Origin of the sequence: Sulfurirhabdus autotrophica (assembly GCF_004346685.1) — a bacterium.
GTDB classification, from domain to species: domain Bacteria; phylum Pseudomonadota; class Gammaproteobacteria; order Burkholderiales; family SMCO01; genus Sulfurirhabdus; species Sulfurirhabdus autotrophica.
In genome coordinates, this window is record NZ_SMCO01000001.1 from 585,027 (window position 1) to 607,985 (window position 22,959).

Here is a 22,959-nt window from a genome sequence, read left to right on the forward strand (position 1 = left end):
GAACATATTATCTATGCAAAAAATTGGCAATTTCGAGCTAACATTAACCGATATTTCAGGCCCACATTTTATCTGTTCAGTGGCTTGCGCAGAATATCCACTCTAATCGGGCTTTGGAAATCAAAGCCGGTGGGTGTCATGTGCGCCATGAACTTGTCCCGAACAGCTGCATATAATTCCGGGGCCAGTTGATGGTGAGTGTGGGTGACTTTCAGGATGCCTTCTTCAAATTGCTCAAAGTTATCAAAACGGCCCGGGGTATTGAAAAATTTCTGTGCAACCAGTTCAAACAGTCCGCTTTGCACTGCCCGTTGCACTGCTGCAAAAGCTAGCTCGCGAACTGTTTTTTCATCGTGGAACAGGCGTAAAATTTCGTTGAATTCACCCGCATAGACCGGCTCGGAAATATACGCCAGGCCGCCAGGTTTTAATACCCGCCGGATTTCTTTCAGCGCCTGGTCCATGAGCTCTCTTGGCACATGATGCAATGACTTGAACATGAGGACGATATCAAAGCTGTTATCTTGTGATGGTATCGCCTCTGCACCGCCTAATGCAAAAGTGACATTGGGCAGATCCTGTATTTGCAAGTTTTTTTCATGCTGGATTTGGTCTACTTCCAAAGCGGTAATAGAGGCTACTTTGCCAGTTTTAGCTAAAGCGCGGGTCTTTTCTGCTTTACCGCACCCTAGCTCCAGAATATGTGCGCCCTGTAAAGGAAGTTCACTTTCCAGTACAAGCTGTTCGTCGCACAGGGTTTTGACGGTGGAATCTGCTATTTTCATTTTCACTTTACTTTTGTTTGGCTGGTTTTCGTTTGGAATCATGTGCACTCAAATGGGGTAAAGATGAGATGATACTGCCCCCTCTCCCTAGTTTTTTTATGGGGGGAGAGGGGGCGTGTTGTCCGTGGTCAGGAAGCGCTATTGACTTGACTATTGGACAGGGGTTTTGCTTCATAGTTACAACTTCCATCGTTTAATCATTTTCGGCGTACATTCAATTCTGAATTTTATAGATGCCTTCAAAGCGTTACAATACAACTTTGCATGTTCGTAAACAAATTCAGCTTTTTGCTATCACCCCTTTAAAGAGTCCGTTTTGAATAAAGTCGTTATTACCATACAAGGCAAGACCCTTATCCTCCATTATCAGGTTAAACCCGGGCTGAGGCGTAACGGCACCGGCTGGGCAACCTATATTGAGGTGTTGCCTTCTGACGAGTTATCCCGCTTTAATCTGAAGGGTCTGACACCTGAAATGTTTTGCGTAAATATCTCCGACATGGTGAATATTCGCGGGCTGCTTTCTGGTGTAGTGGAAAATGAAAAGCAGCTGCCTGTTGCACTTTTTGACATGGATCAGGATGACTACCTGAAAGCGATTAGCAACTTGACCGTTAAGCTTACCCATTTGCAATTGGTGAACTTGCTTGAACCTTTGTCTGGCTATGTGCAGGAAGCGGATGACGAATTTATTGATTTTGAAGAAAAAGTGGTACCGCATACGAAAGAAGCAAGTACGGAAACTGGCACGTACAGTGGCTACCGGCTAACCATTGTCTCTGTAGATACCGGTGAGAAAATAGCGCCATTTGCTTACTACAATCTGGATGTCTTCAGTGCAGGTGAATGGCAGGGCTTTCCTCCCCCTCAAGCACACAATGAAACCTTGCGTCTGGCTATGGCCAAGAAACTGGAAGAGATGAGCCTTGTTGGCGTGCAGTTAACGCAGATTCATGATGAAACGGATTATGCGGTATCTATGGATACTTCTCTTTAGGCAATTTGTTTTCGACTATTGATTATCAGCCGCCTCACAAGCCAACTAATTCTCTTCTGGAAACATCTGTTTTCCCTCCCCCTTGATGGGGGAGGGCCAGGGAGAGGGTGGTAACTCCTTTAAATTTAGCCCCTCTCCCCGACCCTCTCCCACAAGGGGAGAAGGGGATGTAGCGTTTCCAGATGAGAGTGAACTATTACTGCTTAACCAAGTTTCCTTCACACAATTCAGGCTTGCCTAACTTGGTGAATACAGGCGCAATACTGGCAGGAGATATGGCTACTGGCATCACATAGTAGGCGGCGCCGTCAAGGCAGATCTTCTGGAGCATCCAGCCTTTAACTTTACCCTGGATTTTGATTTCTTCGATTAACACCTTATCAAGGTTGATTATGCGATCTGCCCCCAGTGTAGATGTAGAGAAAAATACCAGCCCCATCATTAGCATCATCTTTTTCATTTATTACCCCTGTCAGAATTTCAGCGTTTGCGTTATTTTAACGCGTACCCCATGTCCGGAAGACTCATGATTAATTAAACAAAAATCAGAGTTTAACGCAATCTGAATCTTCTGGACAAAACGCTTTGTTATTCAAGTGGCAATCTGACTGGGCTACTTGATTACTCTGTGGCAGTTTTGGCAATTCCCGCAAGCAGACCATCCAGTTTTTTTGTCAATTCTTCCTGCCCGGATATTTTATGCCGATGGACAATCTCACTGACCGTTGTATAGGACACAAACACTTTACCCTCGGCATTTTCCCAGACCAGCGCTTTAAGCGGAAAATCAATGGCAGATTTAGGCTCAGCCACCATGAACGGCGTGCCACCCTTGGGATTACCGAATATCATTACCGTAGCCGGACGCATTACCAACCCTGCTTGTTTTGCCCCCTCTGCGTGATCAATTTTGGCAAACAGCGTGAGTCCCTTCTCATTGATTACAGATTCCAGCTTTGTTACCGTTTCCTGAAAACCGAACTTGCTTGCCTTGTCTTTCATACCATCCTCAGCATAAGCACTTAGTGAAAAAACCAATAGTACAAATGTTATCAATACTTGTTTCATTTTCAGATCTCCTTACCGTTAAAAAAACGCCCATTCAGGTTTTAAATTACTACCCAGCACACCATGGCAACTGCATTGCCTGTAAAACTTCGCCCGTAGCCTGATCTTGAACGAATGCCACCACCCCCATTTTTGTTGTTACCCACTCCGGCTTGGAGCGTATTGCCTGTTGCCAGCTAACCTGCCCTCCTTGACCTATCACTATAGGACCTATCCATTCCCGAACCACACCGTCGTGATAGAGCTTACGCCCACGGTTTTCCCCTGCACTGATTTCACTGAATAAATCGTTCTGATAAACGGCCACATAGAGTGCAGTTCCGCTACGTGCTTTTGCATGTGCAGTTATGTGTGTCTCATCCGCTTTGGCAGGGTTAAGTGTCAGCGTAATTTGTGCACCGGGGGGTAATTTGCTCACCTCGTTGACGGTGCGCGTGAATGTATCGTTACCCCAGCCACGGAAATCCTTACCGTTCAAGATTACCTGAGGTGTATACACTAAAGTGGAATGACTTAACCTGGCCATTTCCCGCTGCCTGCTTGAATACAGGGGTTGAGCAAAGCGATCTTTCCAACCTATGTAGTCCCAATAGTCCACATGCAACGCAAGGGGTATGACACGCTGGGTGATTGATTTCTGCGTAACCAGTTCGCTCAGCCATTTGTCTGCAGGCGGGCAACTGCTGCATCCTTCCGAGGTGTAGAGTTCCAGCAATGAGACTCGGGTTGGTCCACTGAAGGCAGAGCACTCAGTCGCCGCCTGTGTGAGTGGTGATGCAAAACTGGACACCAATGCAACAGACCAGACTAGTGCTACTACAGCGATGTGCCTGAGATGTATGGACTTTACAGGCGACACAAGTCGAAATGCTGCATTGTTCATTACAATTCCTTTTGATATATGTTCATGCTTCATCACAAACAGACAGGCCACTCAAAGAGCGCTCGTTTACACAACCCGTAGCAAGATAAAGATTGGTTGTTAGTCGTTTACAAGGGGAGTTCCTTACAACTACTGGATGAAATCAAGAAAACCTTAAAAAATTGAATAAACTAGAGGGGTGGGAAACTGTAAAATTAACGCAGAGGCGCAAGTAATTGACCAATTCACTGCTGATTTCCCGTGCTTTGTTAACCTGCATTTGTATTGCATTCTTTCCAGGTTTTGACCTTCTCCGCGCCGCTGCGGTTAATCAAAACCTATGAAACAAAGTCCAATATCACCTTATTTTGAACCGGCTTCCGTGTAATCAGCTGCAACGATATCGCCATACCTGGCAACGAATGCGCCACGGTGCTGATTATAAAAACTGAAGGGAATTGAAGTATCCGATTCCCCACCATTTTTCTGGATAACAAAATGCAAATGCGGGCCACTGGAATAACCACTGTTCCCTGATAAACCTATCGGGTCGCCTGCCTTAACCCGTTGCCCCAGATATAATTCGGAAGTAAAGTGCAATAAATGGGCATAGGTAGCCCATGTACCATCATCATGAAGGATACGGACATAGTTGGCTTTATCCAGAAATTGCGTTTGTTTGCTCCCTTCTTTATTCGGCCTGACGATGTCAATTACCGTCCCCCCTCTTGCGGCCACAACGGAGGTCCCGACCGGCATAGGAAAATCTACAGCATATTTAGCGCCTTTTTCATTGTGCGTTGTAATTGGCCCACCACTTGCCTGACTGACTCTGAATTGCAATCCATCCTGAAATGGCAGCCTGTACAAAACTTTCAAATCGGGTACTGCATCCGGGTCACCCATTTTGAACGTAGTACGCAGTGAAAAACCTGCTGATCCCCCTGGCTCTTTTTGCTTTATTTTTAATACCGTTTTATTGGAATAGGAAGGAACCAGCACAGAGACAGGCCAGCTTCTGTCCGAAGAAATATTCTTTGAACTGGCAAGTGAAATCACCGCGTAAATGGGTGCTGGGCCAGTGTTTTTTGCAACCACTTCCCAGTGACCATTTGCACCGGTTGTTTCGACCTTAAAGGGGTATTCGTATGCGTTGGCTGATGTACTGATTAGCAGCCCAAAACAAACCACCAGCAACAACAGCCATTTTCGACTCTCAGACCAAATCATCAATGAAATTGTGTAATCGGTCAGGAGGCCATTGCTTCACAAGGCAGCGCCCGTTCATCCATACGACGATCCAGCCGCATACAGAGTTTATTGCTATTGGCAAATTGCATAATAAATTCATATGCTTGAGGATTAGTTTCTTCCAGGCCACGGGCAACGACCAGACATTTTTCACCATCAACGATGCAGGGTTGCACACTGGCTGAATATCGCAGACGTCGGTTTGCATCAAAACTTGCCAGCGAAGAAGCAATGCGTTCTATCCAGTCTCCAGGACGAAGCTTTTTCCCATCTTCCTGCAAGCTCGAAATCACGAAATAATCTGCTGGTAAAGTCATTCAAATCCCCTTTATTTATGCCGGACCGGTCAAAACCGGTTGTTTATTATTTTGATGTTTTTAGTTACATCTTTTTAGTATCGGCAGTGATACTGCCTTTCTTTAATGGAATTTCTCTGACAGTATTAGCTTATGGAATTAGCCATTTCCGACATTTTCCAGGCATTTCTGTTTATGATTTACGAAAACTGTCAGTCTGGCACAACACTAAAGGGATCGGGGGAATCCGGATTGACTCCCAGCGTGCATGACATAGCTTCCACACTACGATTCGTGATAAATTCAACCCACAAAGGGAAATGGTCTGATACGCGGTAAGACATTTGTGCCAACGATAACTCTTGAAAGATTGCGCCGCCAAAATTAATGACACCGGCGCGATGACTGGTAAGCAAGTCTAACTCACCCATGAACCAGGCTATCTGATCATAATACTTTGGCTTGCTATTGTAGGTTGTCTGTAGATTGAGCAAAGCCGTTGGCACAACCAGACCGGTGGAAACAAATGCCTGAAAAAGAGGATTATTTCCTCTTTCATCAATATTGAAGTCCCCCAGGATAATCGTGTTGTTTTCTTCGCCAGCAAGATGAGAACGATCGCGTATTTCCTTGGCAATATATTCGGCCAGTGATTTCAACTCACCCAATCTGTCTGCTGGTACATCACCATATTTGATGTGTGCTGTGAGTAATGTGAAGCTTTCGCCTGCTGATTTAAAACCTACGATATAGGGTGTCCTGTCAAACTGTAGCACCGGGTCGCCTTTATCTGTCGGCGGCAGCACGATTTCTCCCGACAACCCGGAAGGCTGGACCCGTCGCTTATCATAAAGATAAGCCAACCGTTCACCGTTTCCCTTCGGCCCTGCTGACACGTCACTAACAACCATGCCCCAGTCTGAACCCAGAAAATCGGTGAGCAACATATGTATTGCCGAGGTATCCCACTTTACTTCCTGAATCGCAATCACATCAAAGCGCCGAACTATTTCTGCAATACAGGCCATTGCCCGGAGATTGCGCTTGGGACTGCCCGGATTTTCTTCCCATTGTTCATGTATTTTGCCAAACGCCCTGATGTTCCAGGTACCAATGATTAAATTGTGATCCAGTAATTTATCTGGTAATTGGGAAGCTGCAATTCGGCGACGCAGCCTGACAATATCCTCGACTACCAGACGCGGGTAATTTTTATAATCCATGCGGGAAATTTTCCGATCTTTCAGGGATGCGTTTAAGTTGACCTGTCTTTTCCGGGTTTGCGAGTCTTGCAGCAGGTTTGGTTTATCAGCGGGAGTAATTTCATGCCATAACCTATAATAGCTGGATAGTAGCGCCAGCAACCCTTTACAAATCGAATGAGCCCATCACGGCGCCAGACCATCAGGGCCGCTACGCTACCGGCTATCCACCCAGGATGGGAACGCACAAAACGCACAGCTTTAAACCCGAATTCTGCCACTTCAACAGGTTTTTGCCAGTACCGGGAGATTTCAGCGATTTCTGTACGTTGAGCATCGATTTCTTCAAGCAGAGCCTGGCGACGATTGGTTATCTCTGCAAGACGATGCTTCACGATCTAGATACCAATTGATCGCGATCCTTGGACAATTCAGCCAGACTGGCTGAAAACAATTTTGGCTTTTCCCGGCTTAAAGTACGAAATGCATTGAGTGCCCAAAATCCGGCACCAAAAAACAACATTGTAAAACCGCCGATTACCAACAATCGGTGCGTATCCCAGAACAATACTACGACAAAAACCGTCGCGAGCAAAACTGACAAACCAAAGAAAAAAAGCGTGAAGCCGCCAAAAATAAACATTTTCGAGATGCGAAAACGCTCTTCTTCCCACTCGTTTGACAACAATTCAAGTCGTGTCTGGCCGATAGCCAGTAAAGTGTGCACCAACCGCTTTAGTGAAGCCATTAACCCAAGGGTGGACTCTGCCATGGGTTAACGCCGAGCAATCAGCATACCAATGATGACACCCACGCAAGTACCAATCCCGACCGCTTTCCAGGGATTTTCATGGACATATTCATCCGTGACTTTAGCTGCCTGTTTGGTTCGCTCTACAAGAGCCGCTTCAGCGGAAGCGAGGCGCACCTTGGCATTTTTAAGACTTTCCTTGATGCGCTCTCTGGCAGAAGCTACGCCTTCACCAGCCTGGTTTGCAGTAGCTCGTAGCAATTCCTCAGCATCCGCAACAACTACACGCAAATCATCCATCAATTTTTCTTTTGGGGTTACATCATCCGAGTCTTCAGTAACCATTGTGTTAGCGTTCATTTCACCTCTCCTTATGCAAACCAGTTATATCTAATTTAAGAATAGCTGGCAGATGGGAAATATCAAGGTGAATATGAGCCGATTGGTCATCCTTACAAAAGTAAAATGTACTTATTTTCAATATTCATGCTCACCCGTGAAAAAATCCACTGGACATATTCAGTTAGTTAGCTAAACTAACTGAATATGAAAAAACCAAATATTGTTCACTTGCTTGAACAAATTCGAATAGTAGAGCAGAAGATCACGCTCATACTCATTGACACCGCTTTGACATTATCCCAGTTTCGCTTGTTATGCCTGCTTCAATATAGTGAATTACCACTTCAAGGTACAACAATAAGTACGCTTTTAGGCATATCAAAACCTTCTGTCACAATGCAACTTAAAGCCCTTGACGAAGCCGGGCTTCTTCAAATTGAACATTCCAATGCTGATAAAAGAATTTCACTTATTTCTTTAAGCAAACAGGGTAGGCAGCGAATGAAAGTGACACTTGAAAATCTGGCTGCATTAGAAAAACATATTCATGGAGATGAATTAAGTTTGATACTGAAAAATATTCATTATTCATCCACCAAAAACGAGGAACATTAAATGAGCCACGATCATTTTATTGACATAAAAAATATGTGTTGTGCTGCACCCATCGTTCTTTTAACCAAAAGCATCAAATTGTTCAAATCCGGGGATGTTGTTTTAATTGAATCAAATAAAGTATCAATGGTTAATGATATATCGGCCTACTGCAAAATGACCCAGCATTTGCTGATAAAACATGAAGAAATTAGCGGACTTCATCATTTCTGGATACAGATAAAATAGACCTTGTTAAATTTACGCGACATTACCCATGCGATATGAATTAACAAGATTTTCAACTCATGTCATTCCACACTGGAGAATATTGAAGCATGTAGAAGTTAATAACCTTCATGCTTTCACCTTCTCTTCACAATCCAGAACATGTCTAACCATTAAAATGAAATCCAGTTCCATTTTGGAAGTAGTTTTCGTGGATGCCTTCTGACATTTCGCAGTAAATAGGCTTTTTTCTTCAACAATTGGCAATTCTTATAGTAAATATGCATAAGAATGAAAGTCATTTCTTTACTTTTCGCAGACATTTTCTATGATTGATAAATCTACTAGTAGAACAAGACTACCAGTAGAAATATCTTAATTGGAGTGGATGCTATGAAACGAGGTCTTGTTCTGGCCACTGTTGTGGGTCTGGGTTTTGTTATTGCTGCGAGTGTTGCTGGCAAACTTGAAGCTCCCCCGCCTGCACCTTTACCTATTACTGCTGCCCCAACACCAGCAGCACCTGAAGAGAGCACCCCTTATAGCGAAGCCGGCTTTCATCAAGGTGAGGCAGGCCTGACACCCTCTGAGCGTGCCGGACGAGAAATCTGGTACAAGGCCACCGCAGGTAATGACCGCTTTCATACCTATGTTTTTCAGCAACGCATTGGCGTACTCATTGACTGGTTCAAGGTATTACGCACGGATGAAAGGGATAACCGCTTCAAAACCTGGGGAATGATAAATGACCCGAGCTGTTGCCAACCTGGCTCTCCCAACTGCCCTGCCAAGAGCACTGAAGAAACCTACGGTTTTGACTGGTGTCCGGGAGATGACAAATTACTGAAATTCGTCGGGAAAAATGGCTATACCGACCCTGCTTGTGATTTCAAGGACGCACCGGCTGATCCGAAAGATGCTCACGCCAGCCAAAAACAGTCTTCTTGCGACCTTGCATTTGGCACCTCCACCGGCATGATGGGAATACGAAAGTTCCCCAATCCGCTGTTCAATGCAGAAGCCTGGAAAAAACTGAATAATGGCAAACTGGGAACTTGGGATGGTTACGACCGAAAATTGTCGGAAAACAAGACATTATCCGACTCTAAAGTCAGCAAGTTAGTTGATGGCTCCATACAGCCGCCCTTCCGTATTGGCATGGCGTGCGGCGCATGCCATATCGCATTTAACCCTGCCAATCCCCCCTCTGACCCAGCCCATCCAAAATGGGAAAATTTGCGAGGGGCTATCGGCAATCAATATTCCCACATTTCAGAAATCATGGTCTCCGGCATGCCGCGAGACTCTCTGGAATGGCAGGTATTCGCACATGCACGCCCCGGTACCAGCGACACTTCAGCGGTTCCCACTGACCAGATCAACAACCCGGGGACCATGAATACACTGATCAATATACTGCAACGGCCGGTACATGCCGGCGAGCGTGTTCTGGCATGGCGGAAGGCATCATCATGTGCAGCTGGATCGGATGAGAAGACTTGCTGGTGTGAACCAGGCAAGCCCGGCAAATGCTGGCTCCGAAGCGAAAAGGAAGAGGCCGTTCATCACATTCTGAAAGGGGGTGGTGACTCTATTGGAGCGCTGGGAGCTATTCAGCGGGTGTACTTCAATATTGGATCATGTTCCGAGCAATGTTGGGTGAATCACCTGACGGATTTAAGGCAGCTTGATCCTGACACGCGCAATTTTGGGCAGACACCTTTCAACATTGGCCAGTGCCGCCGCGATTGCCCTAACTTCCGTGCAATCGAAGACCGGCTACCCGACATTCTAGGATTTCTGCTTTCCAAAGAGGCGACTGCAACCGATCTTTCCACTGCACGGGAAAATGCACTGAAACAACAAAATCCTCAAGCTAAATATACCCATGATGATCTGGTGGGAGATCTGGAACGCGAGTATGAAAAAGATGCGGTGAGCCATGGTCGAAGCGTATTTGCAGCAAATTGTGCGCGTTGCCATTCCAGCCAGCCTGGCAAGGAAGATTTCCATGCTTTATCCAAAGAAACCGGTCTGCGAGCCGACTGGTTAGGTAATGATAACCTTACGCCTGCTTCAGAAGTAGGCACATTCCGTTGTCGTGCTTTGCATTCCAATCATATGAATGGACACATCTGGGAAGAATTTGCTTCACAAACCCACCATGCCTTGCCGCCTGATAAAGGGATACCAGAAATGAGCGGAGATGGCCGGGGCTATTACCGCAATATTTCTTTGGTGAATCTGTGGGCAACGGCACCTTTCATGCACAACAATGCAATGGGTCCGGAAGTTTGCGGCTGGGGCGCAGGACAGCCTTACGACTTCTATCGCCCTTCGTATGTAGACGGGCAGACCAAACAGCTACTCGCCTCTGATAAGCAACCCGGATGCGTACCTTACGACCCCAGCGTTGAAGGACGTTACAAGTTGTATAAAGAATCGATGCTGCAACTCCTGTATCCCGAGCGGCGCATCCCTAAAATTACTAAACTGGATCAGGATATTGTGCTCGATCTTGGTCCTAAAGTGTGGGATGGGAAAGACGAGAAAAAACTGTTTGGATTTACCTTGCGCATTCCTGCAGGCACAAATGCAGGGTTGTTAGGTAACTTCCAGCACAAACCTTTCATAGTCGATCTGGTTCAGGCCAAAACCAAACCTCAGGAACTGGAAGCCAGGTTAACCAAGCAGCTTGGTGCCAGCAACGGCCATAAAGTGGCGCAGGAAATGAAAACCATTGCCACTGCGATAACCAATGACCCTTCGCAATTACTGGCCACCATAAAGGCAGCCAAAGAACGGTTGCCGCTTTTGTTGGAAGTGTATAGCTCCTGCACTGCGGATGTGGAGAATGACGGGCACCGTTTTGGACAGGATTTGAGTGACAAGGATAAGAAGGCACTGATTGCCTTCCTTGCTACATTGTAGGTACAGGCTGCCACAACACAAACATATATGTACATATGTACGTATTAAATATTCGCTGATATTTTTCAGGGACTGTAAATCAGGAAACAACTATTGTTATGGTTATCCGAACTATCCTAATCGGTTTGTCTATCTGCTTACTAGCGAGCTGTGCCGAACTTGCTGAGCTTGAGAAAAAGCTCGCAGGCACACCTGCCCCACTCTCTCCACGTGTTTACGTTGCCAATGAGAGTTCTAATACCGTTTCCGTCATTGATGCTCTGACGTTCCAGACGATTGCCACCATTGATGCCAAAAACTTCTCAACACACGATCTCGCACTTTCACGTGATGGAACACTTTTATACGCAACCAATCTTGCTTCAGGCCGGCTTTCAGTCATAGATACTCGCAAAATGGAAACAATTGCCTCAATTTACACCGGAAGCCGCTGCCATGTGGTCGCACTTACCAATGACAACCGCTTTGCCTGGGTGGCAAATATTGGTGAAGACACTATTTCAATTGTTGATACAGAAGATTTACGTATTGTAGGTACCATCGATGTCGGCAAAGGACCTACCGGCCTGACTTTTTCCCGAGATGGCAAGTTTGCCTATGTAAGCAATCAGGGGGACAAAAACGTTGCTGTAGTGGACACCACCACATACAAGGTTATCAAAACCATCCCTGTTGGTACTAACCCGCACTTTCTGACACTTGGCCCAGATGGGCGTATCTGGGGAGCAAACTCAGGGGGAAATGATATTTATGTGATCGACCCTGCTACCCAGACCAAAGTAGCCACCCTTGAGGTAGGGCCGAATCCTCAGCAAATTGCTTTCGCTTACAAGGGGATGATGGGTCCTAACGCCTATGTCACTGTGAGCGGTGCAAATCAGGTCGCTGTTGTCACTATCCACAACAATAAACTAAATGTAGTGGAGCGCATTCCTGTAGGTAATAAACCTAATGGAATTCTGGCAAATCCAGAAGGTACCCGCATTTATGTTGGAAACGAAGTGACAAACGACTTGCGCGTATTTGATACAGGAACCAATACCATTATTGCTAAAACTCCTGTAGGGCATAAACCTATCAGGGTTGTGATGTCGCGTAACTAAGCAGTTACTAAATAAGGAAATATGAATGATTTTTTCTGGCTGCTCAATGGTGTCTGCAGCAAAAAAATGGAACAGACAATATTTGTTTCTGTTCACCCTATTGGCGATCTCATTCTTCCCCACTATTGCACGTAGTGCAGATGGTGTTGCTGTTGGTTTTGCCAAGAAAGCAGTGGGAACCCTAGTGGTAGTGCGAGCTGACGGGATAGAAGAGAGATTAAGCGGAAAAGGGAGAATGCCTCTATTTGAAGGCGATGTTGTGCGTACCGATGACAACAGCGTTGCATTGCTGGAGTTGAATAGTGATATTCAAGTAGGGCTAAACCGCAGCACCAGTTTCAAGATTGTTTCTCGATGGGAAAAAGCAAACGGAATTACACGCATTCTCCGTTTGAAAGAGGGCATGCTGTGGGTCAAAACCAGTGGTGGAGTGAAGCAATTGGAAGTAGAAACACCTGTAGCCATTGCCGTAGTTAAAGGGACTGAATTTATTATTGAAGCATTGAAAGATGGCACCAGCAATTTAAAAGTCATTGAAGGCCTTGTGGAATTTGGTACAGCTTTTGGTACCTGTCCTATCCGCACTTCCACTGTCAGTCATGCAGAACAGGGCAAAAAATGTACCAAACCAGTGGTTGCTGATGTTACGCCTGCTGCCAATTGGACTGCAGCACTACTCGACACCAAAGCGAGTAAAAATGGTGGAGGAACAATTGCCATGGCTGCACCTGCACCACCTGCACCTGCATTACCCATCTTCTGGCCACCGCCGGACGCATCAACCCACCAGAAAATTCCCCGAGCGCTCCTAGTACCTGATAACACCCATGCCCAAACCTGGGCAAACGTTGCCGCCAGGATGGAGAAAGCGCTCGCTAAAAATGGCTATTCCAGCCCTGGATATTATTCAGTTCCTGAAGGCTTTGCTTTAATCAGCCAACTAGAGCGCATCAACCCGGATGCCACACCAACGCCCCCCAATGAACGCTGGAAAATCAAAGTGGACCCTGCCAGCATTGTCCCCTTCAATTTAGGTGCTTACCTGAAAGCATTATTGGGTAAGGATGCAGGCTATTTCAGAGTCATTGCTTTTGTATTCACTCCTGTATCCATTGTGACCAGTGGCGCTGAAGCCAATATTGAAGAAGCAAAGCTTTGGGTTGGTCAAGGGGGTACAAAGCTTCCTCGAATTCTTTCAAAACAATTATATGGCGAAGATATGGTAGCCACCGCTTTGATCTATGAATTCGAAATTCCCAGCCATGGTGAAGCGGCCAGACTGAACAAACCTTCCGAACACAATGGCCAGCAACATTTAAAAGCGGCCAAAATTCTGCAAGCGCTTGGAGGTTAGTCATGCTTATTTCCATGACAGCTGCAAGACACAAACTGGCCATTGTCTGGTTTAGTGGTGCTGGTTTGACCTTTGCCGCTTTACTCATCATTACCACCCTGGGTAATAACGGACATGGCCCAGTGTTATGGGACTGGTTTCTCCCTGCTGTAACGCCAAATCTTTCCCTTATCGTAGGGGTATTAGTCAGCGATCTCAGAAATAAAGCAACGCAAGGAGAATCTGTCGAATCATTTATGTATCACTTGGCGCTTTGGCTTTCTATCGCTTATCTCCTGCTGTTGTTTATCACGCCACTCCTATCCCCTTTTACAAATGCGGCGCTAGATGTAGACCTCCAGAATTCAAAATTACCGCTTTCGCTAGTACAGGCTTTGGCTACTACGGCGTTAGGCGCTTTTTATGTGCAACGCGAATCCAAATCATGACATCTTTTACTGCAACCACTCGGAGCAAGCTAATGAAATTCAAGCTTATTGCCACCATCGCTATTTTTAGCGCAACTGTCAGCGGATGCGACCAGTTTGCTGCCATATTCAAGCCTAAACCGGATATCAAGTTTGCTCCATACAGTGCATCGTATAACACGAAGCCTGATTTAGCCGATGTTGAACATCGATTGCCTATTTCAGCTAAAGAACTGGAAAAAGTCACGCCAGAATATCTGGCAACCCTGGATCAGGAGCAGCTTGATCAAATCTATGCAAGGCTTTCGGCGGGGCCGATTCCTGATGGCGCATTTGACGGACAGATTCTTTTTGCTAAAGGATCAACAGGCAAGTTCCGTGCAGCAGAAATCATTGGTGGTCTGAAGGGACTGACTGCACAGTTAGGCGTACGCAAACTGGATATTGCGGGGGAGACCTTATGGAAAGGGAAAGTGTTTTATAGGGACCAACGTATCCTGCGCAATCGCATTGAAGATTTAGCGGTATTAAAACCCATCATAGATGACCCGGCTTCACTACAAAAAATCAGCGTAGATGGGCGGGACGCCTGGCTGTTGTTCCCTGCCAAACTTTACTGCGGACAAAGCTTGCTGGATGGACGCCGGGAATCCATCATCATTGACTATACTTTTTCAGATGAGTTGCCTGGCTACCATGAAAGACCAGATTTTCTCGCTGGCCGTCGGGGTCTGCAAGTTCGCGACGAAATCCGTATGATTCGGCCAGGTTTTTATCTTGGCAGGGCCTACGGAGACCGGGCTTTTCTGCTGAATTTCACCCTTTACAACAAGTCGCTGGATAAAGCCGGGCACGATGCGTTTCTGATAGGTCAGACTCCAGAAGACTGCTGGGTGGGAACACAGCAACACATCGTTACCCGTGCCAATTGAACCTGTAACGGTATATAGGCATTTATCAAAATCATGATGATCAATACCACGTTAAATTATCAACTGACCTTACCAGGATGAAACGTGTTATCACCTTCATTATTTTTATTTTTGCGGCAATGCTGACACTTGCCAGCACTCATGCTTCACCCAAAACGGCCACCCCCACCCAGGAGCCAGTCTGGGTCGTTAATCCAACCCAGCCGGGCCCGGACTTACCCCCTGCAGGCCGCTCATTGTTTGATGAACTTTATTCTCGTGATGGTAAGTATCAAATCCCATTTCCATTCTCACGGGTTGTGGCAGAGCTGAGATCCAGGTTGACACCTGAAAATACTGACTCTGTCCGCCAGGTACTTATCCCTTTGGGGCGTTCCTTGCAGCGAAATGCTGGTGCGCCTGACTTTTTTAAATACCCTCGCCTGGTGGTGGCTGTCGAAGGTGAAACCAGACCTGGCGAGCCTCTGCTACGTGACCGCATTTATCTTGGCTATCATGAGAAAGCAGCTGTAATTGAAGCCATTAGCTACAATGAAGATACGGGTCGTTTTGAATACCAGGTGGTGCATAATTACCGACAAGATGCTGCACCGCAGGTGATTTATGCCAGACGCAACCTTTGCCTGGCTTGCCATCAAAATGCTTCCCCCCTCTTTGCGCGCCCACTCTGGAGTGAAACAAATGCCAACGACGCAATACAGCAACGCCTGAGAGCGGAGCACAAAGATTTTTATGGTGCCCCGCTCAATATCGGCGTAGACATTCCCAATGCGATTGATGACGCCACTGACCGCGCCAACTTGCTGAGTGCTTACCAGCTATTATGGCGTGAAGGATGCGGGGGCAGCAAACCCACTGCAATGCAGTGCCGTGCCGCTGCGATAAAACTGGCCATACAGTATCGTTTATCCGGGAATATTGGCTTTGATCAGAATAATACTGCATGGCGCGACACTTTGCTGCCCGCGATACGCAGCAGCTTTCAGGCGCGCTGGCGGGGTGGGCTGGCTATTCCTGATTCCGACATACCTAACCGTAACCCATTAACAACGGGCATCACACCAGAAAACGATCCATTGCGACACCGCGATCCTATCGCTGTGTGGGATAGTGATATTGCAGCAAAAAACCTGGTTTATGGCATAGCCGATATGTTCACTGCACACGAGATTACCGCTATTGACCATGCCCTTGCGAACCGCAAATCAAGCACGCACGATATTTCTTCCATGTGTACCGTTGAACAGGGTGCCGCACGCAATACTGAAATCCGTCTTTCAATAAACTGTCAGCCTGACAATGCCACAGGATTTGGATTACGCGGGCGTGTTTTCATGCGTAATGGACGCCTGACGAGTGGCACATTGGATGCGTTGGAACTCCCTGGCCAGCCTGCCATGGCTTCCATTCAAATAACCAGCGGCGTAATAACAGCCAAAATATTACGTTTTGTACCAATACGAGATGCCCGCAACACAAGGGATACTTCAGGGCAGCGTGTCGTGACAATTACCATTCCCGTCAGCCAGACACCCTCTTCTGCCTCATTGCAACTACGCGATGAATTCAATGGATTCAACACTGTTATGGATGAGCTTGCTGACAAGCAATCAGAGGCGCTAAATGATGCACCTATCCGCCGTTCAGCAATGATACCTGCGATATTTTCCGGGTTGGGCATTCCAACCCTTATTGCGTCACCCAAAAAATTTCCCACGCCACAAATAGACCTTGCTCAGGAACTGCCAAAAACTTCCAGCATCGTCACAGCATTCCGCACCCAATGCGGCCAGTGTCATAACACCCGCGAGGCATTCCCCCCTAATTTCCTGAATGGCAATGAAGCCCAGGTACAGGCACAAATTTCCCAGTGTGCTGAGCGCATCTATTATCGGCTGTCCATGTGGAATGTGGACGAAGCGGCCCGAGGACGCACACCCATGCCTCCCACTTCAGCCCTGCAATCCCGTGGCATTGCCATTGATGAGTGGATAAATGGTAATGCGCTGACTACACTTAGACAACATGCGAGTACGATACTCGGCTCCCGTACTTCAGGGCTATTAAGCCGTCCTTTCGATTCCCTTGCACCTTGCCCTCCGGCATCTGGAAATAGGCCATGACCAAATCAGCATGCACTCTGCGAAAATGTATCTGCACAGGACTAATTATTTTAGCCCTATTAAGTCTGTTAATGGCATTGTATTTAGCATGGCGTTTCTCTGGCGATTCCGCCGTTGAATACTCCGATCCGGTCAAGCATTTTCAATATGGCTCACTGGGTGGGGAACGCGTATCCGGTTTTCCCTACCGCATATGGAAAGCGTTACCCAAGGTTTGCCCGGATCTGCTTCCTGGTGAAGGATATTCTTCCCTTGGGCTAGTCTACGAAAAAGGACACGACTTACCCATTGGCTCTTCGCAACGCCAATATCAGGGACTCAATCGGGTATTTCTGAACTGTGCTGCCTGTCATGTCTCAACTGTCCGGGATACGCCCAGCTCTCCACCGCGCATCATTTCCGGCATGCCGGCCAATACTTTTAACCTCCTCAAATTTGAACAGTTTTTCTTTCAGTGTGCTGCTGATAAGCGGTTTGCCCGTGAATACATGATTCCTGCCATTGAACAAACTGGCGGGAAACTTGATTTGATAGACAAATATGTAGTCTATCCACTAGCTACCTTGCTCATGCGCGAGCAATTGTTGATGTTGAAAGACCGCTTTTCATTTAACGAAAAACAGCCTGCCTGGGGTCCAGGCCGAGTCGATACCTTTAATTCAGCCAAGGCTGTTTTCAACTGGCCCTGGCACAAAACAAACCCTAAAGAGTTGATCGGCACTGCCGACTTCCCCGCCATATGGAATCAGGCGAAAAAACGCGGCATGCACCTGCATTGGGATGGCAACAATGACAAAGTAGAAGAGCGTAATCACAGTGCTGCATTTGGTGCTGGCACCACCCCGCCAACTTTAGACCGTAACAATCTGAAGCGAGTGGAAAACTATCTGGAAACTGCCACACCACCACCTTGGCCCTACCCTCTGGATAAAAACCTCGCTGCGCGCGGCAAGGAAATTTATCAGACCCATTGTGCAGATTGCCATGGGGCCAGTGGGAGTGACTTTACCGGAAAATATGTCGGTCAGGTCACACCCATTCAATACATCGGTACAGACCGCTGGCGACTCGATTCGTATACGATGGCACTTGCTCAAAACCAAAGTACCCTCTACGCCGGTTATGGCGACGAGCGCTTTAGCCATTTCCGTAAAACCTGGGGCTATGCCAATGCACCGCTGGACGGTCTCTGGCTACGTGCACCTTATCTTCATAATGGTTCTGTACCAACGCTTGCCGATCTGCTGGCACCTGTCAGCATGCGCCCCAAAGTATTTTATAGGGGCTACGATGTTTATGACCAGAACAACGTCGGATTTGTCACCACGGTAGAAAAAGAAGGTGATCGCAAGTTCTTCCGTTTTGACACCAGTCTGCCTGGCAATAGTAACCAGGGACACGAAGGGCCGCGCTATGGCACCACCCTGCCTTCCGCTGACAAACTCGCTCTTATCGAATATCTGAAAAGCTTTTAGGAGTAAATTATGGCTTGTTCGACTAAAAAATGCCGCCTGTTATGGTCTATAGGCATAATACTGCTGATTCTGGGCGCAATTGGTGCCTACGTTGGCTGGTACAAGTTTTTCCGCGAAGAGCCACAGCCGGACTGGGTCACGTCTACACCGGAAATGCGCTTCAAGTATGGTTCCATTGGTGCAGAAAACGATGCTGGAATTCCCTACTGGATTTTCTATGTACTACCTCGCATGTTTCCTGAGAAACTGCCCGGTCCGGGTGGCTATGCTTCACTAGGTGTTCCTTGGGAACAAGGTCAGGAGCTGCCTGTCGGCTTCACCAAAAAGGTCATTGGCTTTCCACGCGTAGGCAACAATTGCGCCGTATGCCATACCACCTCGTATCGGTCTACCAAAGATGAATACCCCACATTGGTAACTGCTGGGCCAGCGCACACAACCGACGTTGAAGCATTTTTCCGGTATTTGGTTGATTGCGCGCGAGACCCACGTTTTACCCCTGATAACATCATGAACGAGATTAATCTGGTGACCAAACTGGACTGGATAGATAAGCTCGCCTACCGCTTCCTCATTATCCCTATCACCAAAAAACGCCTGCTGGAAAGAGAACAGCAGTTCGCCTGGATTTACCGCAAAGATTTCCCCGACTGGGGCCGTGGCAGGGACGATGCCATGAATCTCACTAAATACTTCATGATTAAAGCAAAAATGGATGACACCTATGGCCCGACAGATATGCCCTCTGTCTGGAACCTGCAAAAGTATCAACCAGAGAAAGGCATGCGAATGAACCTGGCTGGAGATAGTCACGATGCTTACTCTGTCATCATGGATTCAGCCCTTGGCCTGCTTGGTGCAGCCCCAAAAAACAATAATGTATTCCTGAAGCAAGTTGACTGGCTGCACGACTACCTGGGCAAATTACCGCCGCCCAAATACCCTTTCCCAATTAACCAGGAACTGGCTGCACAAGGTAAAACCGTATTTGACCAGCAATGCGCTACGTGCCATGCCAGCGCAAAAACCGGCATACCACTTCCACTTGCTGAAATTGGCACTGACAAGGGCCGACTGGAATCATGGAATAAAGAAGCGGCTATCAAAGCCAACAAAGTCGTGCAAAAAATGGGACTGAAGCGCAAAGGCCTGGTAGAAGAAACCCTTATTGGATACAACGTGCCCTTTCTCGATGGCATCTGGTTAAGAGCACCCTACCTGCATAACGGTTCAATCCCGAACCTGCGCGAATTACTGACAGCGCCCAACGAACGAACAGCGATTTTTTACCGTGGATATGACTTATATGACCAAGACAATGTGGGTTTTATCGCACAAGGCGAAGATGCACAACGTACAGGCTCAAAACAGGATGCCAGTCAAAGAGGAAACAGTAATCAGGGACATGATTTTGGCACCTCGTTGCCGGAAAATGACAAGAAATCATTGATTGAATACCTTAAAACTTTGTGAATGCATTCAAACATATCGCGATAAATATAAATCCCATGAATACAAATCAAACCGACATTCCCGATAAAGCCATTAATTTTAAAACGGCCCTCAATGCTGAAAAAGCGCATATAAACTCCCTGCGCAATGAATCTGATGGCAGCTGCAACTTATCACAACAAACTGAATTTATCGGCTTATCTTTATCCGGTGGCGGCATCAGAAGTGCGACATTCAACCTTGGCATCATCCAATCCCTCGCTAAGCTGGATATGCTAAAACATCTGGATTACCTTTCTACGGTTTCTGGCGGAGGGTACATTGGCTCCTGGCTTTCGGCTCTCATCTATCATTCGCCTGAAGGCCTGGCTGGCGCGCAGGAAATACTTAAACCAAAAAACGGATCTGTTGAAGAAGCCCCTCCAATACGATTCTTGCGACGATACAGCAATTACCTGACTCCCAAGCTGGGGATTTTCTCAGGTGACACGTTGGCTGCAATCGCGACCTATCTACGCAACTTTGGCCTGAATCTTATTCCTATCATCTCCCTGGCAGCTGCTTTCATCCTGTTCACTCATTTACTGACAAAAGGGGCCGTGTGGGGCATTCAACTGGAAGGCATAAAATTGCTTGGTGCATCAATTATTCTGATCATCATCGCTGTAACGCTCTCTGCACGTTCACTCGCGGCAGCATCATGTCCACAGGACGATGCTGCCGCATCATGTCCGTTGTGGGCCTGGGCCATTCTGATATTTACTCTCGTGGCTTGTCTGCTTAGTTCGTTTGCCATGATGGGAGGAGATCTGGACAACCTGAACAATTTCGAATGGACTGTGCTGGGCGCTGTTGCTTATGGTTTTGCCTGGGGTGTTGGTTATGTATTCTGGCGTTTTTTTAAAAATAATGCATACAATCACTCCACTTTTTCATACCTGATCATTACAAGCTTGCTGACGCTGCTTACCGGGGCCGTAGCTGGATGGTTACTACACAATGTCAGCGATGCAGTAAAGATACTTCATAATTTAAGCGGCAGTTTTCTGGAAAGAGCCTGGTGGGCGGTGACCATATGTATGCCGCTGGTAGCACTCACATTTGCGGCAACTGTCGCCCTGCATATTGGACTCCTGGCGCGCGCACTCTCGCACGAAGCCCAGGAATGGTGGAGCCGGATAGGTGGAATGATGCTGGGTACAACTGTCGTATGGAGTATTGCTTTTACCTTAGCCGGTTTGGCACCCGTAGCTGCAATATGGGCCAAAAACTGGACAATAGGGGCAGGAGGATTGTGGGCACTCGCATCAGGATCAGGGGTATGGCTAGCCAGAAGCCGCCACGCCAGTGGCAAGAAGAGCAAACGCTGGGCCAGAGTCCTCGCCCGCGCAACACCCTATGTCTTCATTACAGGATTTGCTGCTGGCGTATCAACCATTACATACAGCATACTTTCCAAAAATTTTTGCGATTACTGCTTACCTGAAAGCATTACCAGTCAAAAATTCGCTACCATTGCTCAAAAAGTTTTTCTGAACATGCATCAATTTCAACCGGATATACTTATCGCGGCTTTTGCCTGTTGTATTGGCGTCTTTACCCTTGCGGGATGGCGCTTCGATATAAATTTATTTTCCATTCACCATTTCTACCGCAACCGTTTGGTACGTGCTTATTTAGGTGCCGCGCGTTTCCCGGATAGAAAAACCCACCCTTTTACAGGTTTTTCACCCGATGACGATGTACGCATGTGTTGCCTGAGAAACCAGTTGCCTTACCATATTATTAATACAGCACTCAATATATCAGGCGGCGAAGAATTGGCATGGCAAGCCAGGCGTGCGGCTTCGTTCACGTTTACCCCACTCTATTCCGGATTTGAATACCGCAGCACACGCTCTAAAACAGGTGGATCAGAAGATCAGTCAACCCTTGGTGGGTTTCGTCCGACAGAAATATGTAGAAGCAGATGGGGTATCCATCTGGGCACGGCCATGAGTATCTCCGGCGCCGCAGCAAGCCCGTTATCGGGTTACCATACCGAACCGGCACTGGCAGCTTTGATGACCATTTTCAACGTCCGACTGGGACAATGGATTGGCAACCCAACTGACAAAAATGCCTGGAAATACGCCAGCCCTGGTTTCGGTGGATGGTATTTACTCAAAGAATTATCTGCAACAACCGATGCCCACACAAAATACCTTTATCTGTCTGATGGTGGTCATTTCGAAAATCTGGGTATTTATGAGTTGGTACGCAGACATTGCAAATTGATCATTTCAGTAGATGCCGGATGCGACCCAAAATACACATTTGATGACCTGGCTAACGCCATTCGCAAATGCTATATCGATATGGGAACTGTCATAGACATCAACGTTGATGAACTCCGTGCAAAAAACAAACATTGCAAAGCGCATTATGCAGCTGGAGTCATCCAATACAACAAAGATGAACAAGGCGTGCTGCTCTACATTAAAGCTTCACTGACCGGTGAAGAGGACCCCGATATACTCAATTATGCCAAAAACCATCCTGATTTCCCCCACGACACCACTGCTGACCAGAACTTTGATGAAGATCAGTTTGAAAGTTATCGCAAACTGGGTGAACATGTTGGAAGCGAATTATTTTCCTGCATCAAAAAGGCTGCAGAAAGCAATGTTGAACAAGGGAGTGATCATGCGAAATTTATTTCAGCAGTCACCACTATGAAAAAGGAGTCCTTGGCAAAAACACAATCAAAAAATACCATATCCAACTTTACTAGCCCACCACTTAATAATGGGGCCAAGTAATAATC

Annotated in this window: 22 protein-coding genes; 12 read left to right on the forward strand and 10 right to left on the reverse strand. The window is 46.9% G+C overall.

Features of this window, described 5'->3' with window-relative positions:
• Window positions 1-68 precede the first annotated feature (68 nt).
• Window positions 69-785, reverse strand: a complete 717-nt coding sequence (locus EDC63_RS02860; protein WP_124947482.1) for a class I SAM-dependent methyltransferase — start codon at window positions 783-785, stop codon at window positions 69-71.
• 316 nt (window positions 786-1,101) lie between these two features.
• Between EDC63_RS02860 and EDC63_RS02865 the strand changes: the two genes are divergently transcribed.
• Window positions 1,102-1,782: a hypothetical protein gene (locus tag EDC63_RS02865; RefSeq protein ID WP_124947481.1), complete on the forward strand. Its 681-nt coding sequence runs from the start codon at window positions 1,102-1,104 to the stop codon at window positions 1,780-1,782.
• 196 nt (window positions 1,783-1,978) lie between these two features.
• On the opposite strand, the gene EDC63_RS02870 is transcribed toward EDC63_RS02865, so the two are convergent.
• From EDC63_RS02870 to EDC63_RS02910, 9 genes are all read right to left on the reverse strand, one after another.
• Complete coding sequence (locus EDC63_RS02870; RefSeq protein ID WP_124947480.1) at window positions 1,979-2,242, reverse strand: hypothetical protein; 264 nt, start codon at window positions 2,240-2,242, stop codon at window positions 1,979-1,981.
• A 161-nt stretch (window positions 2,243-2,403) separates the two neighbouring features.
• Window positions 2,404-2,850 carry a DUF302 domain-containing protein gene (locus EDC63_RS02875; protein WP_124947479.1) on the reverse strand — a complete coding sequence of 149 codons (447 nt, stop codon included), beginning with the start codon at window positions 2,848-2,850 and terminating at the stop codon, window positions 2,404-2,406.
• 49 nt (window positions 2,851-2,899) lie between these two features.
• Window positions 2,900-3,733 carry a DUF1223 domain-containing protein gene (locus EDC63_RS02880; protein WP_165922891.1) on the reverse strand — a complete coding sequence of 278 codons (834 nt, stop codon included), beginning with the start codon at window positions 3,731-3,733 and terminating at the stop codon, window positions 2,900-2,902.
• A 342-nt stretch (window positions 3,734-4,075) separates the two neighbouring features.
• Window positions 4,076-4,942, reverse strand: coding sequence for a M23 family metallopeptidase (locus EDC63_RS02885; protein ID WP_124947477.1), 867 nt, complete (start codon window positions 4,940-4,942; stop codon window positions 4,076-4,078).
• A 20-nt stretch (window positions 4,943-4,962) separates the two neighbouring features.
• Window positions 4,963-5,280: a DUF3579 domain-containing protein gene (locus EDC63_RS02890; protein ID WP_124947476.1), complete on the reverse strand. Its 318-nt coding sequence runs from the start codon at window positions 5,278-5,280 to the stop codon at window positions 4,963-4,965.
• Window positions 5,281-5,471: 191 nt separating this feature from the next.
• On the reverse strand, window positions 5,472-6,482 hold the full coding sequence (locus EDC63_RS02895; RefSeq protein ID WP_124947475.1) for an endonuclease/exonuclease/phosphatase family protein: 1,011 nt from the start codon (window positions 6,480-6,482) through the stop codon (window positions 5,472-5,474).
• A gap of 32 nt (window positions 6,483-6,514) precedes the next feature.
• The gene (locus tag EDC63_RS02900) at window positions 6,515-6,856 is read right to left on the reverse strand and encodes a YqjK-like family protein (protein ID WP_165922892.1); all 342 of its coding nucleotides are present in this window, start codon (window positions 6,854-6,856) and stop codon (window positions 6,515-6,517) included.
• Window positions 6,853-7,233 carry a phage holin family protein gene (locus EDC63_RS02905; RefSeq protein WP_124947473.1) on the reverse strand — a complete coding sequence of 127 codons (381 nt, stop codon included), beginning with the start codon at window positions 7,231-7,233 and terminating at the stop codon, window positions 6,853-6,855. Before EDC63_RS02905 ends, EDC63_RS02900 begins: the two co-directional genes overlap by 4 nt.
• A 3-nt stretch (window positions 7,234-7,236) precedes the next feature.
• Window positions 7,237-7,572, reverse strand: coding sequence for a DUF883 family protein (locus tag EDC63_RS02910; protein ID WP_124947472.1), 336 nt, complete (start codon window positions 7,570-7,572; stop codon window positions 7,237-7,239).
• Window positions 7,573-7,758: 186 nt separating this feature from the next.
• Between EDC63_RS02910 and EDC63_RS02915 the strand changes: the two genes are divergently transcribed.
• The 11 genes from EDC63_RS02915 to EDC63_RS02965 all read left to right on the forward strand — a co-directional run bounded on the left by EDC63_RS02915 (window position 7,759) and on the right by EDC63_RS02965 (window position 22,954).
• On the forward strand, window positions 7,759-8,169 hold the full coding sequence (locus EDC63_RS02915) for a MarR family winged helix-turn-helix transcriptional regulator (RefSeq protein ID WP_124947471.1): 411 nt from the start codon (window positions 7,759-7,761) through the stop codon (window positions 8,167-8,169).
• Entirely contained in the window at window positions 8,170-8,397 is a 228-nt protein-coding gene (locus EDC63_RS02920) for a sulfurtransferase TusA family protein (RefSeq protein WP_124947470.1), read from the forward strand.
• Window positions 8,398-8,769: 372 nt separating this feature from the next.
• Window positions 8,770-11,307, forward strand: coding sequence for a cytochrome c (locus tag EDC63_RS02925; RefSeq protein WP_223248402.1), 2,538 nt, complete (start codon window positions 8,770-8,772; stop codon window positions 11,305-11,307).
• A 98-nt stretch (window positions 11,308-11,405) separates the two neighbouring features.
• Window positions 11,406-12,410: a beta-propeller fold lactonase family protein gene (locus tag EDC63_RS02930; protein ID WP_124947469.1), complete on the forward strand. Its 1,005-nt coding sequence runs from the start codon at window positions 11,406-11,408 to the stop codon at window positions 12,408-12,410.
• A gap of 25 nt (window positions 12,411-12,435) precedes the next feature.
• On the forward strand, window positions 12,436-13,764 hold the full coding sequence (locus EDC63_RS02935) for a FecR family protein (RefSeq protein WP_124947468.1): 1,329 nt from the start codon (window positions 12,436-12,438) through the stop codon (window positions 13,762-13,764).
• Window positions 13,765-13,766: 2 nt separating this feature from the next.
• Window positions 13,767-14,192, forward strand: coding sequence for a hypothetical protein (locus EDC63_RS02940; protein WP_124947467.1), 426 nt, complete (start codon window positions 13,767-13,769; stop codon window positions 14,190-14,192).
• A gap of 32 nt (window positions 14,193-14,224) precedes the next feature.
• Window positions 14,225-15,103, forward strand: coding sequence for a hypothetical protein (locus tag EDC63_RS02945; protein ID WP_124947466.1), 879 nt, complete (start codon window positions 14,225-14,227; stop codon window positions 15,101-15,103).
• Window positions 15,104-15,180: 77 nt separating this feature from the next.
• Window positions 15,181-17,226 carry a hypothetical protein gene (locus tag EDC63_RS02950; protein WP_124947465.1) on the forward strand — a complete coding sequence of 682 codons (2,046 nt, stop codon included), beginning with the start codon at window positions 15,181-15,183 and terminating at the stop codon, window positions 17,224-17,226.
• On the forward strand, window positions 17,223-18,701 hold the full coding sequence (locus EDC63_RS02955; RefSeq protein ID WP_124947464.1) for a c-type cytochrome: 1,479 nt from the start codon (window positions 17,223-17,225) through the stop codon (window positions 18,699-18,701). Before EDC63_RS02950 ends, EDC63_RS02955 begins: the two co-directional genes overlap by 4 nt.
• A 9-nt stretch (window positions 18,702-18,710) precedes the next feature.
• Complete coding sequence (locus EDC63_RS02960; RefSeq protein ID WP_124947463.1) at window positions 18,711-20,174, forward strand: c-type cytochrome; 1,464 nt, start codon at window positions 18,711-18,713, stop codon at window positions 20,172-20,174.
• Between the two features lie 35 nt (window positions 20,175-20,209).
• Entirely contained in the window at window positions 20,210-22,954 is a 2,745-nt protein-coding gene (locus tag EDC63_RS02965) for a hypothetical protein (protein WP_124947462.1), read from the forward strand.
• Window positions 22,955-22,959: the final 5 nt, after the last annotated feature.